Origin of the sequence: Candidatus Pelagibacter sp. HIMB1321, assembly GCF_900177485.1 — a bacterium.
GTDB lineage: Bacteria > Pseudomonadota > Alphaproteobacteria > Pelagibacterales > Pelagibacteraceae > Pelagibacter.
Genome location: NZ_LT840186.1, coordinates 865,536 through 881,268 on the forward strand (window position 1 = coordinate 865,536; position 15,733 = coordinate 881,268).

Annotated in this window: 14 protein-coding genes and 1 other RNA gene; 4 read left to right on the forward strand and 11 right to left on the reverse strand. The window is 30.5% G+C overall.

The window, feature by feature from the left end:
* Positions 1–5 precede the first annotated feature (5 nt).
* The 10 genes from B9N70_RS04720 to hflK form a co-directional block, all read right to left on the reverse strand.
* Complete coding sequence (locus B9N70_RS04720; RefSeq protein ID WP_085114656.1) at positions 6–1,040, reverse strand: rod shape-determining protein; 1,035 nt, start codon at positions 1,038–1,040, stop codon at positions 6–8.
* 1 nt (position 1,041) lies between these two features.
* Positions 1,042–2,613, reverse strand: coding sequence for a 2-isopropylmalate synthase (locus B9N70_RS04725; protein WP_085114657.1), 1,572 nt, complete (start codon positions 2,611–2,613; stop codon positions 1,042–1,044).
* Between the two features lie 76 nt (positions 2,614–2,689).
* The gene (ilvC, locus tag B9N70_RS04730; RefSeq protein ID WP_085114658.1) at positions 2,690–3,712 is read right to left on the reverse strand and encodes a ketol-acid reductoisomerase; all 1,023 of its coding nucleotides are present in this window, start codon (positions 3,710–3,712) and stop codon (positions 2,690–2,692) included.
* 18 nt (positions 3,713–3,730) lie between these two features.
* Positions 3,731–4,279: an acetolactate synthase small subunit gene (ilvN, locus tag B9N70_RS04735; protein WP_085114659.1), complete on the reverse strand. Its 549-nt coding sequence runs from the start codon at positions 4,277–4,279 to the stop codon at positions 3,731–3,733.
* Positions 4,279–6,045 carry an acetolactate synthase 3 large subunit gene (locus B9N70_RS04740; protein WP_085114660.1) on the reverse strand — a complete coding sequence of 589 codons (1,767 nt, stop codon included), beginning with the start codon at positions 6,043–6,045 and terminating at the stop codon, positions 4,279–4,281. Before B9N70_RS04740 ends, ilvN begins: the two co-directional genes overlap by 1 nt.
* 53 nt (positions 6,046–6,098) lie before the next feature.
* Entirely contained in the window at positions 6,099–7,007 is a 909-nt protein-coding gene (gene miaA, locus B9N70_RS04745) for a tRNA (adenosine(37)-N6)-dimethylallyltransferase MiaA (RefSeq protein WP_231909375.1), read from the reverse strand.
* 3 nt (positions 7,008–7,010) lie between these two features.
* Positions 7,011–8,414 (reverse strand): Do family serine endopeptidase, encoded by a 1,404-nt coding sequence (locus B9N70_RS04750; RefSeq protein ID WP_085114661.1) that lies wholly within the window; start codon positions 8,412–8,414, stop codon positions 7,011–7,013.
* The gene (locus B9N70_RS04755; RefSeq protein WP_085114662.1) at positions 8,411–8,602 is read right to left on the reverse strand and encodes a DUF2065 domain-containing protein; all 192 of its coding nucleotides are present in this window, start codon (positions 8,600–8,602) and stop codon (positions 8,411–8,413) included. Before B9N70_RS04755 ends, B9N70_RS04750 begins: the two co-directional genes overlap by 4 nt.
* A gap of 3 nt (positions 8,603–8,605) precedes the next feature.
* Positions 8,606–9,478, reverse strand: a complete 873-nt coding sequence (gene hflC / locus B9N70_RS04760) for a protease modulator HflC (RefSeq protein WP_085114663.1) — start codon at positions 9,476–9,478, stop codon at positions 8,606–8,608.
* Positions 9,479–10,582, reverse strand: a complete 1,104-nt coding sequence (gene hflK / locus B9N70_RS04765) for an FtsH protease activity modulator HflK (protein WP_085114664.1) — start codon at positions 10,580–10,582, stop codon at positions 9,479–9,481.
* Between the two features lie 50 nt (positions 10,583–10,632).
* On the opposite strand from hflK, the gene B9N70_RS04770 reads away from it, so the two are divergent.
* Positions 10,633–11,457 (forward strand): Mrp/NBP35 family ATP-binding protein, encoded by an 825-nt coding sequence (locus B9N70_RS04770; RefSeq protein ID WP_085114665.1) that lies wholly within the window; start codon positions 10,633–10,635, stop codon positions 11,455–11,457.
* On the opposite strand, the gene thyX is transcribed toward B9N70_RS04770, so the two are convergent.
* The gene (gene thyX / locus B9N70_RS04775) at positions 11,438–12,385 is read right to left on the reverse strand and encodes an FAD-dependent thymidylate synthase (protein ID WP_085114666.1); all 948 of its coding nucleotides are present in this window, start codon (positions 12,383–12,385) and stop codon (positions 11,438–11,440) included. The two genes, B9N70_RS04770 and thyX, sit on opposite strands and share 20 nt — an antisense overlap.
* A 4-nt stretch (positions 12,386–12,389) precedes the next feature.
* On the opposite strand from thyX, the gene ssrA reads away from it, so the two are divergent.
* The 3 genes from ssrA to B9N70_RS04790 all read left to right on the forward strand — a co-directional run bounded on the left by ssrA (position 12,390) and on the right by B9N70_RS04790 (position 15,730).
* Positions 12,390–12,690: a transfer-messenger RNA gene (gene ssrA, locus B9N70_RS04780) on the forward strand.
* Between the two features lie 51 nt (positions 12,691–12,741).
* Positions 12,742–14,157, forward strand: a complete 1,416-nt coding sequence (locus B9N70_RS04785) for a PQQ-dependent sugar dehydrogenase (protein ID WP_085114667.1) — start codon at positions 12,742–12,744, stop codon at positions 14,155–14,157.
* The gene (locus B9N70_RS04790; RefSeq protein ID WP_085114668.1) at positions 14,135–15,730 is read left to right on the forward strand and encodes a glucosamine inositolphosphorylceramide transferase family protein; all 1,596 of its coding nucleotides are present in this window, start codon (positions 14,135–14,137) and stop codon (positions 15,728–15,730) included. Before B9N70_RS04785 ends, B9N70_RS04790 begins: the two co-directional genes overlap by 23 nt.
* Positions 15,731–15,733: the final 3 nt, after the last annotated feature.

Here is a 15,733-nt window from a genome sequence, read left to right on the forward strand (position 1 = left end):
TGATCTTAGTACTCAGTAAGCATCGTAGAGAAAGTTTGTTCTTGATCTAAAGCTTTTCCAGTACCAATTGCAACACATGATAATGGGTCCTCAGCAATATGAACAGGTAAACCTGTTTCTTTAGCAAATCTTTTATCTATATTTTTAAGTAACGCACCACCTCCAGTTAAAGTTAAACCCATATCAACTAAGTCAGCGGATAATTCAGGTGGAGTAGATTCTAATGCATCTTTTATTCCTGATACCATTTCTTTTAAAATATCATTTAAAGCTTCTGCAGTATCTTCTTCTGTAATATTTACTTCTTTAGGTGTTCCAGATCTTAAATCCCTACCTTTAACTGGATAGGTATTGTCATTTGAAGGTATTGCAGTACCAATTTCTTTTTTAATTTTTTCCGCAGTACTATCACCAATCATTAAATTGTATTCTTTTCTCATATAATTTACTAGGGCTGTATCCATAGCATCGCCAGCTACTCTTAGTGATTTTGAATAAACTAATCCACCTAAGGACATAACTGCAATTTCACTTGTTCCACCACCTATATCAACTACCATTGAACCCGTTGCTTCAGATATTGGCAAACCTGCTCCAATAGCAGCGGCTATTGGTTCTTCAATAAGTTGAACACGTCTTGCTCCTGCTGCAAGTGCACTGTCTTGAATAGCTTTTCTTTCAACCGGGGTCGAACCAGTTGGTACGCAAATTAAAATTCTTGGATTTGCAAATGTGCTTCCTTTATGAACTTTTTTTATAAAATGTTTAATCATTTCTTCTGTAACTATAAAGTCTGCAATAACTCCATCTCTTAATGGTCTAATAGCACTTATATTACCTGGAGTTCTTCCAAGCATGGTTTTAGCTTCATCACCAACTGCAAGAACTGTTTTTTTTCCACCTTGATCCACAATTGCAACCACAGAAGGCTCATTTAAAACCACACCTTGACCCTTAACAACAACTAATGTGTTTGCTGTTCCAAGATCAATCGCCATATCTTGGCTCCAAATTTTCTTCACTCTATCAAATAAACCCATATTATATTCCTCTTACCTTTTGATTTTCTTGTTCCATTGGTGCAGTTTTTCCTCTTTTTAAAATCATTTTATTTAAAGCACTTATGTATGCGTTAGCTGAGGCAACTAATGTATCAGTATCTGCAGCTTGACCAACTGTAGTTTTGCCATTTTCCTCAATACGAACACTTACTGTTGCTTGAGCATCTGTTCCTTCTGTTACAGCATGTACTTGATACAATTGTAAATTCACATCATGTGGATATAAATTTTTAATACATTTAAATATTGCATCAACAGGACCATCGCCTGTTTCAGAAGCAGATTTTATTTCCCCACTGACATCTAATTTCATTTCAGCTTTTTGAGGTTCACCTGTTCCTGCAAAAACCTTTAGTGATTTTAAAACTATCGTGTTGGCTTTATTGTCTAGAACCAAACTATCATCTACTAATGCTATAATATCTTCATCATAAATATGTTTCTTTTTATCAGCCAAAACTTTAAATTTTCCAAATGCATTTTCAATTACGTCATCTGTCAAATCAGCATAGCCTAAGCTAATCAATTTATCTTTAAAAGCATGTCTTCCAGAATGTTTTCCCATCACTAAAGAAGTTTGTTTAACACCAACACTCTCAGGTGTCATGATCTCATAAGTATTTCTATTTTTTAACATTCCATCTTGATGAATACCTGACTCGTGAGCAAAAGCATTTTTACCAACTATTGCTTTGTTATATTGGACTGGAAAGCCAGTAACATTTGAAACTAACTTAGAAGCTTTACTTAATAATGTTGTGTTAATTCCAGTTTCAAAAGGCATTAAATCATTTCTAGTTCTTATAGCCATAACAACTTCTTCAAGAGCTGCATTCCCCGCTCTTTCACCAATACCGTTTATCGTACATTCAATTTGTCTAGCACCCGCTTGTATTCCGGCTAAAGAATTTGCAACTGCTAATCCTAAATCATTATGACAATGAGTTGATAAAATTGCTTGATCAATATTTGGAACTTTATTTAAAAGAGTATTTATAATTTTTGTAAATTCAGAAGGCACAGTATAACCAACTGTATCTGGAATATTTATAGTTTTAGCACCTGATTTTATTGCAAGTTCAACTGTCTTACACATATAATCCATATCAGTTCTTGTTCCGTCCTCACACGACCACTCTACATCGTCTGTAAGATTTCTTGCATAACTTACATGTTCTTTGATTGACTCATAAACTTGCTCAGGGGTTTTGTTAAGTTTATGCTTCATATGTAAAGGGCTTGTAGAAATAAATGTATGAATTCTAAATCTTGAGGCATGCTTTAATGCTTCAAAACATCTATCAATATCCTTTTTTGAATGTCTTGCTAAACCGCAAGGAATAGATTTTTTTAAAACTTTACTAATTGCTGTTACGGCTTCAAAATCTCCAGGAGATGCAATCGGAAAACCAGCTTCAATAATATCAACACCAAGTTCATCAAAAACTCGAGCGATTTGAATTTTTTCCTCTAGACTCATAGAGGCACCTGGTGATTGCTCACCATCTCGCATTGTTGTATCAAATATAAAAACTCTATCTTTATCAGCCATAATTTTAAAATTTAAAAAAATGGATAATACAATCTATAATAGATTTTGCAAAATAATTGTTAGAATTTCTTACCTTTTAACTCTTATCACTATCAACTAACTTCTTTTTACCAATCCAAGGCATCATATCTCTTAGTTTGGCACCTACAGTTTCAATTGAATGTTTAGCTAAATCCTCTCTAGTTTTTAAAAAGTTTTTTTGTCCATTTTTACACTCTTCAATCCACTGTTTTGTAAACTTACCAGACTGAATATCTGCTAAAACTTCTTTCATTCTCTTCTTTGTTTCTTCTTTATTTATAATTCTTGGACCAGAAACATATTCACCATACTCTGCAGTATTAGAAATTGAGTAGTTCATATTAGCTATTCCACCTTCATAAATTAAGTCAACAATCAGTTTTACTTCATGGAGACATTCGAAGTATGCCATTTCAGGTTCATAACCAGCTTCAACCAATGTTTCATATCCATTTTTAATTAGTTCAACTAAACCACCACAAAGAACTGTTTGCTCACCAAATAAATCCGTTTCACATTCATCTTTAAATGTTGTTTCAATAATTCCTGATCTACCTCCCCCAATTGCTGATGCATAAGACAAAGCTAAATCTCTTGCCTTACCAGTTCCATCTTGGTGAACAGCCATTAAACATGGCACACCACCACCTTTTTCAAATTCACTTCTCACTAAATGGCCAGGTCCTTTTGGTGCCACCATAAAAACATCAAGATCTTTTCTTGCTTTAATTAAATCGTAATGAATATTTAAACCGTGCGCAAAAGCTAAACTTGTCCCTTCTTTAATTCTTTGCTCAATATGATTTTTATATATTGTTGCCTGCAATTCATCTGGAGTTAATATCATGCAAACATCAGCCCATTCAGCTGCATCAGATAAATTCATAACTTTTAAACCTTTAGACTCAGCTTTTGCTTTACTTGTAGAACCATCTCTTAAAGCAACAACTACCTCTTTAACACCACTATCTTTCAAATTTAAAGCATGTGCATGTCCTTGGCTTCCATAACCAAATATTGCAACTTTTTTTTCTTTTATTAGATTTACATCTGCATCTTTTTCATAAAACATTTTCATTTTTTTTCTCCTTTTTAATTAGTTAAAAACTTCCGCACCTCTTGTCATTGCGATCGCCCCTGTTCTAGAAGTGCTAATTAGACCTAGAGGTTTTAATTTTAAATTCATTTTATCAATTTCTCTTCTTAATGCTGTAATTTGAAGAACTACTGATTTTTTTGTTTTATCTATTATTACTGGATTATAGTTTTTACAAGCTTTTAAACATTTATCAATTTTAGTCTTATTACCAATAATTTTTAAAAGTGCCATTTCTTTGAAAATTACTTGCTTATCTTCTCTTTTAAAGTTTGCCACTTTGTGTACTGGCACTAGTTTTCCTAATTGTAACTTAATTTGATCAATTACTTGTGGAGTACCAGTAGTTACAATTGTTATTCTTGAAATATTTTTTTTAGCATCAATCTCTGCAACTGCTAAAGACTCTATATTATAACCTCTTCCAGAAAATAAACCTACAACTCTTGCTAATACACCAGCTTCATTATCCACCCATAAAACAAATATATGTGTATCTGATTTTTCCTTTTTAGTTGAAAAACTATAAGCTGACTTAGATTTTGCCATTAAACTAAAGACTTACCCTTGCCAGTTATTTTATTCTCAGCTTGATCATTTGGACCTAGTATCATTTGGTTATGAGGTTTGCCTGATGGTATCATTGGAAAACAGTTTTCTCCTGGATCTACCTGGCAGTCGAATATTACTGGACCTTTATGATCAATCATTTCTTGAATTTTTTCATCTAATTCTCCATAATTTTCTACTCTAATTCCCTTACACCCATAAGCCTCTGCCATTTTATTAAAATCTGGTAAAGCTTCTGAATAACTCTCTGAGTAATTTTTTTCATGTAAAAGCTCTTGCCATTGTCTTACCATTCCCATGTATTGGTTGTTCAAAATAAATATCTTTATAGGTAAATTATACTGAACTGCTGTAGACATTTCCTGCATAGTCATTAAAACTGAAGCTTCTCCAGCAATATCGATAACTAATTTATCTGGATGTGCAATCTGAACACCAACAGCTGCTGGTAAACCATATCCCATCGTTCCAAGACCACCTGATGTCATCCATCGATTTGGTTTATTAAATTTATAGTGTTGAGCTGCCCACATCTGGTGTTGACCAACTTCAGTTGTAATAAAAGTATCTTGATTTTTTGTTAATTCATAAAGTCTCTGGACAGCATGTTGAGGTTTTATAGTTTGATTGCTATTGATAAAACCTAAAGAATTTTTCTCTCTCCATTTTTGGATTTGCTGCCACCATTTTGAAATCTTTTCTTTATTAGAATCTTTTAGACTTTTATTTTTTTTATTGATTGTTTTGATTGATGATTGGATTACATCATTTACGTCACCAACAATTGCAAGATCAACTTTTATAATTTTATTTATTGATGATGGGTCAATATCAATATGAATTTTTTTTGAATTTGGAGAAAATTCATCAATTTTACCAGTTATACGATCATCAAATCTTGCACCAATATTTATCAATAAATCACAATCATGCATTGCATTATTAGCTTCGTAAGTTCCATGCATTCCAAGCATACCTAAAAACTGATCATCATCCCCTGGGAAAGCTCCAAGCCCTTGTAAAGTTGATGTGATTGGAAACCCAGTTAATCTTGTAAATTCTCTTAGAGATTCACTAGCTTCAGGTCCTGAATTTATTACTCCTCCACCAGAATAAATTACTGGTTTTTTTGCTTTTGAAATAAGGTCAACTAATTTGTCTATATCATCTTGTGAAAAATGATTATGGGATTTTCCATTTAATCTTTTTTGTATTTTAGGTTTTGAATAATTAGTTTTTGCAAATTGGACATCCTTTGGAATATCAATTAGCACAGGTCCAGGTCTTCCTGTAGTTGCCACGTGAAATGCTTCATGTAAAATTTTTGGAAGATCTTTAATATCTTTTACTAACCAGTTGTGTTTAGTACATGGTCTTGTAATTCCTGTTGTATCACATTCTTGAAAAGCATCTGTGCCAATCAAATGAGTTGGAACTTGTCCTGAAATACAAACTAATGGAACAGAATCCATATAAGCATCTGTTAAAGCAGTAACCACATTGGTTGCACCTGGCCCAGAGGTCACAAGAACTACACCAGGCTTTCCAGAAGATCTTGAATATCCTTCTGCAGCATGACCAGCTCCTTGCTCGTGTCTTACTAAAATATGTTTTATTGATGGATGATTTTTTAACTCATCATAAATTGGCAATACTGCTCCTCCAGGATAACCAAAAATAAATTTAACGTCTTGATCCTCAAGACATTTGAATACGATCTCAGCTCCTGAATATAATTTAGACATCAAAGCAATCTAGCTGAAGTTGTACTAATTGGTCAAGCTATAGTGAAAAATAATTAAATTTTTTTTAGAAAATTATTTATTCTTTTAGGGTTTAATTTTATCCAATTTGACATGTGGCCTCGTGACCAAGTCAACTGTCTTTTGGCATATTGCCTGGTCTTTATTGATATTTTTTCAATTACTTCTTTTTCATCCACTTTTTTAGTTAAATATTCCTTTATTTCTGCGACTCCTATTGCTTTTGATATACTTTTATTTTTATTAATTTTGAGCTTTAAAAATTTTTTAACCTCAAGTACAGCCCCCAATTTAAACATTTTAAATGCTCTTTGGTTAATCGTTTCAATTAAATCTGATCTTGGGAAATCAATAATTAATTTGTAAAAATCTTTTTTTTTAAATTGTGATTTTGTATTATCATGCCATTCGTTAATTGATTTATTTGTAAATAGTTTTACCTCATAAGCTCTTATCGATCTTTGAGTATCAGTAGGTTTTATTGTTTTTACTAAATTAGGATCAATTTTTAAAAGTTTTTTATAAAAATTTTTTTGACCAAGATCTTTTTGTAGTTTTCTTACTTTATTTCTAAAAGCCATCGGTATATTTGGAATTTCAACCAAACCATCTATTAATGCTTTAAAATATAATCCAGTTCCACCAACTAAAATTGGGATTTTTTTTCTTCTTTTAACTTCTCCAATTTTTTTAATTGCTAGCTTTAACCAATCACCGGTTGAAAAGCTTTTTTTTCCACTTTGAAATCCATATAGATGATGCTTGATATCTTGGTGTTCTTTTTTTAAAGGTCTGGCAGTTAAAATTTTTAAATCTTTGTAAAGCTGCATGCTATCAGCATTAATTATTTCACCTCCAATTTTTTTTGCTAGTTTGACTGCAAAATTAGATTTACCTGATGCTGTTGGACCATAGATTAAAATGATTTTGGATTTTAAATCCATTATCTATTTTAATTTAACACCTATGTATCTTCTTTGATTTTGGCTGTTGTAGATTACAAGCAAGATTGTTTTTTGATTGGTATTTAAAACTTGTTTTACAATTTGTTTTAGATCATTTGCACTACCAATTTTTTTCTTTTGTGCTTCAATTATTATACTATTAACTTCAATTGAATTAATTAATGGACTATCATTTTCTATTTTAGTTATTACTAATCCTTTGGTTTGATTTGGAAGATTTCTTTCTTTAATGTCTTCTTTGTTAAGTTTTCTCACTGTGATTTTTAAATCATCAATTTTATTCTCTGTGGGTGAAGATTTTTCAGTAACTTTGAAATCTTCTGATGTTTCTAATCTACCTAGTGTTACTTTTTTGACTAGTTCTTTTTTATTTCTCCAAATTTTTACATCAACTTTTTTTCCAACTTCAGTTCGAGCAACTATTATTGGTAATTCTTTCATTTCTTTTATTTTTTCATTATTAAATTCTAAGATTATATCTCCAGCTTTAATTCCTGCTTTATCGGACGGACTATTATCAGCAACACTTGCAACCAAAGCTCCTCTTGGCTCATCTAAATTTTCAACTTCAGCTATCTCTTTAGTAACATCTTGAATTCTTACACCTAACCAACCTCTTTTAGTTTCTCCAAATTCAATTAATTGATCGATAACAATTTGTGCACTATTAGAAGGTATTGAAAAACCAATTCCTATAGATCCGTTTCTTCCTAAAATTGCTGTATTAATTCCAATCACATTTCCATTTATATCAAATAATGGTCCACCTGAATTTCCTGAGTTAATCGAAGCATCAGTTTGAATGTAGTCTTCATATCTTGAAAGACCAATCGATCTATTTCTAGCAGAAATGATACCTGAAGTGACTGTTCCTCCTAAGCCAAATGGGTTTCCAATTGCAATTACCCAATCCCCAATTCTAGCTTTATCAGAGTCTCCAAATGAAACAGGAATAAATTTTTCTTTAGTTTCTAATTGCAAAACAGCTATATCTGATAAAGGGTCTGCACCTATAACTGTTGCTTTAAATTCTTTGTCACCATTTACTCTTACAATAATATCTTCGGCGTCTTGGATAACGTGATTGTTTGTTACAACAATTCCTTTCTCATCAATAATAAAACCAGATCCAAGTGCTGAAGATTTTCTCTCTTGAGGAGCTCCAAATTCTTTAAACATATCTTCAAATGGTGATCCTGGAGGAAATTGAAATGGAAAGGGATTAGTATTTGTAACTACAGTTTGCGTTGTTGAGATATTAACAACGGAAGGCATCAACTTTTCAGCAAGATCTGCAAAAGACTCTGGCACACCTTTTGAAAAAGATTTGGCATCAACACTAATAAGTATAAATAATGTAAGTAAATATATTTTTAAATTTTTCATGTACTAGTCTTTAAATAATAAATAATTACAAATCCTAAAATTGCAAAGATTAATCCGCCAGTCCTTAATTGACTATCTTTTAACAATTCAAGTTTGCTTAACATATTTCTCATTTTTGATGGAAATAAGGCATATAAAATTCCTTCGATAAATAAAAATAAACCAAAAGCTATAAATAGCTCTTTCATTTTCTACTGATTAATTTCTGGTTTTATATTTCCAAAAAATTTAAAGAACTCTGAGTCTGGAGATAAAATTAAAGAAGTTTCACCACCAATTAGAGCTTTTTCATAAGCTTGCATCGCTCTATAAAATGCAAAAAATTCTGGATCTTGACCGAATGCGTCAGCAAATATCTTATTTCTTGCCCCATCACCTTCACCCTTCATAATCTCAGATTCTTTTTGTGCCTCTGCTAAAATAACTGTAACTTCTTTATCGGCTGTTGAGGTAATAGTTACAGCCATTTCTGCACCTTCCGCTCTAAATTCTTTTGCTTCTCTTTCCCTCTCAGTTTGCATTCTTCTATAAATAGCATCACTATTAGCTTGAGGTAAATCTGCTCTTTTAATTCGAACATCAACAATGTTTATTCCAAAATTTTGCGCTTCATTGTTTACACCCTCTTTAATTAAAGCCATTTGTTTTGATCTATCTTTTGATAATAAAGTTTGAAGTTCTTCTTGACCCAAAACATTTCTAATTCTTGAATTGATAATTGTAGATAATCTTGATCTCGCAACTCTTTCATCTCCAACTGAAATATAAAATTTTAAAGGATCAACAATTTGAAATCTGGCAAAAGCATCCACAATTAAACGTTTTTGATCTGATGCAATAACTTCTTCTGGTGGGGTATCTAAATTTAAAATTCTCTTATCAAGATAAACAACATTTTGAATAAAAGGTATTTTAAAATTTAATCCAGGTTTAGTTATAATTCTTTTAGGGTCACCAAATTGAAGTATGATTGCTTGGTTAACTTCTTTAACAATAATTACTGATAAGAAAGCAAGAGCTCCTATTGCAATAATAATACCTAATAATATTTTTCCAGCTTTCATTTAATTAGTCGCCTTTTTTTTTAATTCTGGTAGCGGCAAATATGGAACAACGCCAGAACCTCCATTATTTTCAATAATAACTTTATCTATATCCGCTAAAACTTTTTCCATTGTTTCTAAATACATTCTCTCTTGAGTTACAGCTTTAGCATTTTTGTATTCGTTATAAATTGCAAGGAATCTACTAGCTTCCCCTTCTGATTTTGCTACAACTTCTTTTTTATATGCTTCCGCAGCTTGTAAAATTTTTTGAGCTTCCCCTCTCGCTCTTGGAATTACATCATTAGCATAAGCCTCGGCTTCATTTTTTGCTCTTTCCATGTCAGCTCTAGCAGCCTGAACATCTCTAAAAGCATCAATAACTTGATCAGGTGGGTCTGCTTTTTGAGTTTGTACTTGAGTTATTTGAATGCCACTCTCATAGTCATCCAATATAGTTTGAATTATATCTTGTGTTTCAACCTCAATTTTAGATCTCCCTTCAGTTAAAATTGGTTGTATATCACTTTTTGCAATAACTTCTCTCATAGCTGTTTCTGCTGCAGCTTTTACTGTTCCTTCAGGATCTTGAATTTTAAATAAGAAATTTCCAGCATCTTTAATCACCCAAAAAACAGAAAAATCAATATTAACTATATTTTCATCACCAGTTAACATTAGGCTTTCTTGTGGTACATCCGCTACTCCACCACCACTTGAGAAACCACTTTCTCTTTCAGATCTAAAACCAATATCTATTCTGTTAACTTTTGTAACTTTTGGAGTCAAAACACTCTCCACTGGAAATGGAATATGATAATTTAATCCAGGTTGTGTTGTATTTACAAATTTTCCAAATCTTAAAACTACACCTTGCTCATCAGGAAGTACTCTATAAAGACCGCTTGCTAACCAAACAAATGCTAAAATTATCAATCCTAAAATTAAAGATTTAGTGCTTGAAGATTTTCCACCTGGTAAAAAGTTTTTTATTTTATCCTGGAACTCTCTTATAATTTTATCAACATCCGGTGGTGTTGGACCTCGACCTGATCCATTGCCATTTCCACCTCCTGGAGGAGACCCCCAAGGACTTCCACCTCTTTGTTGAAAATTGTCAGACATACACTATGTATATAGTGTCTTTGAACTCAAAAACAAGTTAAGATCAAAATATGTCTGAAAAAAAGCCAGAACTAAGTGACGCAATGAAAAAAAAAGTAGAGCCAAAAAACTTTACTAAAAACCCTATACTTGGAACAAAGTTTACAATCGCAGTCTCCAGTGCGAAGGGTGGTGTTGGTAAATCTACTTTTGCAACAAATCTTGCATTAGCCCTTAAAAGTGTTGGCTGTAAAGTTGGATTGCTTGACGCTGATATTTATGGACCCTCAATACCGAAAATGTTTGATATAAATGAAAAACCAAAAAGTGATGGTCAAAAACTTGAACCTGTGATGCAATATGACATTCAATGTATGTCGATTGGATTTTTGGCAGATCAGCAAACTCCCATGATTTGGAGAGGACCTATGGTTACAAGTGCAATTAAAACTTTTACTCAAAAAGTAAATTGGAAAGATTTAGATTTTATTATTATTGATATGCCTCCAGGCACAGGGGATACACAACTAACATTCTCGCAAGAAATCAAAATAGATGGAGCCATAATTGTTTCTACACCCCAAGAAGTAGCATTACTTGATGTTGTAAGAGGTATTAAAATGTTTGATAAACTAGATGTTAAAATTTTAGGCTTAGTAGATAATATGAGTTATTTTAAAGGCGATGATGGAAAAAATTATAAAATTTTTGGTGAGGGAGGTGTTAAAAGAACAGCTGAAGAATTTAATAAAGAATTTTTAGGTGAAATACCAATCAATCCTGAGGTTGGTAAAGCTGGAGATAATGGAAAGCCAATTGTAGAAGAGAACCCAAATCATGAAATTTCTAAAATATATTTAGAGTTTGCGGAAAAAATTAAATCAACTTATCTTTAAGCTCAAAAGCTTCCATTAATTCATTCCATTCTCTTTTTGAAAGACCAGAATCATCAGGTGAAACGTCTTCTCCTTTTATCAATTTTTGAATTATATTTTTACCTTTAGCTGAAACCTCGGTACCTCCAACTCGATAATCCATAAATGCTTCATAAGTAATGGGAACCCATTTTTTTAAAGTATCTAACATTATGTCGGCATAAACTCTTATTTCATATTGTGCATGACTATCAGCTCTTAGTCTTAAAAAATTCATCAAGTTTAATAAATCTGTTTTCCAGTACCACTGTGTGTATGTATTTAAAGTTAAATTCATTCTTGCAAGTTCTCTTGCTAATCCCTTTTTATTTTCATCAATAGTTGAGCCATCATATCTTTCATTCAACATAGTTTCATAATTATCATAAGTTCTCTCAGCATCATTTTTTAAAAGCTCTAATACTTCATTTGCTTGTTCACCTTCAAGCACCTCACCTCTACCTTGTCTATTACTTATAGACTGAGCAGCCAAATTTTCTTTAGTAGGTAAATAAAATTCTTTATCCAAAATTGAATATCGAGCAGAGTACTCATTAACATTTGCTGTTCTGTGTCTTATCCATTGTCTAGCAATAAAAATTGGAAGCTTAATGTGATATTTAATTTCGCACATTTCAAATGGAGTGCTGTGCCAATGTCTCATTAAATATTTAATTAAACCTTTGTCAGTAGATACTTGTTTTGTGCCTTTTCCATATGAAACTCTCGCAGATTGAACAATAGAGGTATCATCACCCATATAATCAACTACTCTAACAAACCCATGGTCTAAAGCTGGAATTGCCTCATACAAAACTTTTTCAAGCTCAGGCGATGTAACTCTTTTAGTTTGATTACTTTGAGCTTGCTGATTTTTTATTTCCTCTGTTTGCTCTTTAGTTAATTTCATGATTGTTATTGAATCTATTGTAATTCCTTTTATATTAATAAAGTTGGTTTTCCAACTATGACGATAAACGAATTTCGTAATAACCATTGCGGACGTGGGGGCAGTACCCACCACCTCCACCATTACAACTTATGGGGGTGAACCAGAATCGACGAATGTCTAAAGGCTATTCTTTCGTTCGGAATTGTTCCTCCGTAAAGGACTAATTTATAATTGCTAACGAAAGTTACGCACTTGCTGCATAATTAACTTAAGTTAATTTAGCAGACGGGGTCTGGGGCACCTGGCAACAGAACGCCCCTAATAGAAATAACAACTTTATTTAAATATTAATAAATTATAATCATCATTATCAAATGAAATTTTTAAAAAAAAATATTTTTCTATTTTTATCATTATTTCTTTTAGTAGTCATAATTCTTGGATACTTTTTGAATAAAGAAAGTTCCTCATCAAAAAAAAATGAGATCTCAAATTTTGCTCAACAATTAAAAATTAGAAATAATCAAATAGCGAAAATACAACAAAATCTTTTTTTAAAAGGGAAGGATATTAATGAATTGATCAATGAAGATCAGATTGATTTTAGAAAAATTATTGAAAATCAAATATTAGTTGATTTCAATGGATACAATTTTTCTAAAAAAAAAATTAATGAAAACCTGTTAGAGGGTTACTTATTTTCTAAATTTTCAACTAATGATATTTTATTTACTGGAAATATTGGTGCATCAGCGACTGCATTTATTGATTTTTACAATCAAGATAAAAACATAATTTTAGCAACATATGATGGGATTTTTGCAAAAGCAAAAATTTCAACTCCAGAAAAATTTACAAAAATTCCATCAAATATTAAAGAGCTTATTAAATATAAAAAATTTTATACTCACGATCATTATGGAATAAAAGATATTTTGGTCGATAAAGATATTTTATATGTTTCATACATTGGCCAAAAAATAAAAGATTGCTTTGATTTAAAAATTATATCTGCCAATTTAAATGATAATTATTTAAATTTTGATTTATTTTATCAGACTAAAGATTGTGTAAATGTAAAAAACAATCATGGATTTTGGGCGCATCAAGGTGCTGGTGGACGATTAGCAAAAATTGATAATTCTAACTTATTGTTTACAACTGGGGATTTTAGAAACAGGCCATTAGCACAAAATCAAAATAATGAATTTGGGAAAATAATAATCATTAATACTAAAAATAGAAAATCAAATATTATATCTATTGGTCACAGAAATCCTCAAGGACTTTATTATAGTGAAAATTTTGATTTTATAATTTCGACAGAACATGGTCCAAAAGGTGGTGACGAAATTAATTTAAATCATAGACCTTTAACTAAAATTAAAAATTTTGGATGGCCTATTTCATCCTATGGTGAACATTATGCTAAAAATTATTCAAAAAAAATATTGGATGAAGCTCCTCTCAGGAAATCTCATAAAAAATATGGATTTGAGGAACCAATAAAATATTTTGATCCCTCTATAGGTATAAGTCAATTGATATCATTAAATGATAATGATTATGAATTTTTTGTTGGAGCGATGGGTAATGAAATTAAAGAGCAGGATCTGGGCGTACATTATATTAAACTTGATAAATCAAGAAAAAAAATCGTCCAACATAATTATATTCCACTTAATGAAAGAGTGAGAGATATTGTAATTTCTGAGGATAAAAACATTATTCTTTTATTCTTAGAGACAACTTCATCAATAGCAATACTTGAAAAAATTGAAAAAGATTAAGATAGGTTTTTTAGTAAATGAAGGTCTTATTGATAATTATAATTATCAATTATTAAAATGGTTAAAAAAAAATAGTGATAAATTCATAGTTTCATCTTTTATTTCAATTGAAAATTCAAAAAAAAAAATAATATTCAATAAAATTCCAAAAAAAATATTTTTTAAATTTATAATATTTTTTGAATACTTGATTTTATTTTTTTTAAAAAAACATACTAACCATCTTAAAAAATTTAAATTAAACAAAACTATTCGATCACAAATATCTATTCAGAAAAATAGCTTTGAAAAAGAAATTTTTAATAAAAAAGACTTAATAAAAATCAGAAAAGAAAAGTATGATGTAATAATTCGAGCATGTAATGATGTTTTAAGTGGCGATATTCTTAAAGTATCAACTTACGGTATTTTATCATTTCATCACGGAGATTATAAAAAATTTAGAGGTTCACCGGCTGGTTTTTGGGAGGTTTTTTTCAAAGAGCCAAACACAGGTTTTATAATCCAAAAAATTGACAAAAAACTAGATGCTGGAAAAATTGTCGAGAAAGGGTTTTTTTCTACACAAAGCTTTTTTCTTTTAAATCAAGCTGAGCTTTATAAGAAAAGTCTGTTTTACCTAAAGAATATTTTGCTAAAGTTATATGAAGACAAAAAGTTTAAATTTCTTGATAGTGCTAACCCTGGTAAAATTTATGAAATACCAAAAGTCTGCAATCAATTTATTTATTTAGTAAGTACTTTAAAAATGTTATCCAAAAAAATTTTCATTAAAAAAAAATATTTTAAACTAGCTTTTTTTGATAAAAATAATCTTAAAAAACCAATCATAATTGGGAATACAAACGCAAAAAACTTTTTAGCTGATCCTTTTTTAGTAGAAAAAAAAGATAATCTTTTTTGTTTTGCTGAAGAATTTAATTACACAAAAAAAAAAGGAGAAATTGTTTGTATTGAATTAAATAAAAAAAAATTTAATAAAAAAAGTACAATTCTTAAAGAAAGTTTCCATTTATCCTTTCCTTATATTTTTGAATATAAAAAAAAACTTTTCATGTGTCCTGATACCTCTGAAATTTCAGAAATAAGATTATATCTATGTACTGATTTTCCTTATAAGTGGAGATACTACAAAACTATAATTAAAGATATTAATGCTGTAGATACTATGATTTTCCAGAAGAAAAATTTTTGGTGGATGATAACTAATATTGATCGCACATCATCTAAAGATTTTAATCATGATCTCTCAATCTATTATTCTAAAAATGGACCTCTTACAAATAAATGGTTTCAACATAAAAAAAACCCCTTAAAAAATAATTCTTTAGGATCAAGAAATGGAGGTCTTATTATTAATAACAACAAAATTATAAGAATTTCTCAAAATCAAGGTTTTGATAATTATGGTGAAAGTATTAATTTTAATGAAGTCATGTCAATTAATGAAAATGATTATAAAGAAAAAAAAATTAAAAGTGATTTATTAGATAAAATTAATAACTCTCTAAAATCAAAAGATATTCACCATCTATCAAATATCAAAAATAAAGTGATTGTTGATTTTAAGTAAATT

Bases quoted from the DNA above. Each gene is read 5' to 3' on its own strand.
- B9N70_RS04720 (WP_085114656.1), bottom strand. From the start codon at position 1,040: ATGGGTTTATTTGATAGAGTGAAGAAAATTTGGAGCCAAGATATGGCG.
- B9N70_RS04725 (WP_085114657.1), bottom strand. From the start codon at position 2,613: ATGGCTGATAAAGATAGAGTTTTTATATTTGATACAACAATGCGAGAT.
- ilvC (WP_085114658.1), bottom strand. From the start codon at position 3,712: ATGAAAATGTTTTATGAAAAAGATGCAGATGTAAATCTAATAAAAGAA.
- ilvN (WP_085114659.1), bottom strand. From the start codon at position 4,279: ATGGCAAAATCTAAGTCAGCTTATAGTTTTTCAACTAAAAAGGAAAAA.
- B9N70_RS04740 (WP_085114660.1), bottom strand. From the start codon at position 6,045: ATGTCTAAATTATATTCAGGAGCTGAGATCGTATTCAAATGTCTTGAG.
- miaA (WP_231909375.1), bottom strand. From the start codon at position 7,007: ATGGATTTAAAATCCAAAATCATTTTAATCTATGGTCCAACAGCATCA.
- B9N70_RS04750 (WP_085114661.1), bottom strand. From the start codon at position 8,414: ATGAAAAATTTAAAAATATATTTACTTACATTATTTATACTTATTAGT.
- B9N70_RS04755 (WP_085114662.1), bottom strand. From the start codon at position 8,602: ATGAAAGAGCTATTTATAGCTTTTGGTTTATTTTTATTTATCGAAGGA.
- hflC (WP_085114663.1), bottom strand. From the start codon at position 9,478: ATGAAAGCTGGAAAAATATTATTAGGTATTATTATTGCAATAGGAGCT.
- hflK (WP_085114664.1), bottom strand. From the start codon at position 10,582: ATGTCTGACAATTTTCAACAAAGAGGTGGAAGTCCTTGGGGGTCTCCT.
- B9N70_RS04770 (WP_085114665.1), top strand. From the start codon at position 10,633: ATGTCTGAAAAAAAGCCAGAACTAAGTGACGCAATGAAAAAAAAAGTA.
- thyX (WP_085114666.1), bottom strand. From the start codon at position 12,385: ATGAAATTAACTAAAGAGCAAACAGAGGAAATAAAAAATCAGCAAGCT.
- B9N70_RS04785 (WP_085114667.1), top strand. From the start codon at position 12,742: ATGAAATTTTTAAAAAAAAATATTTTTCTATTTTTATCATTATTTCTT.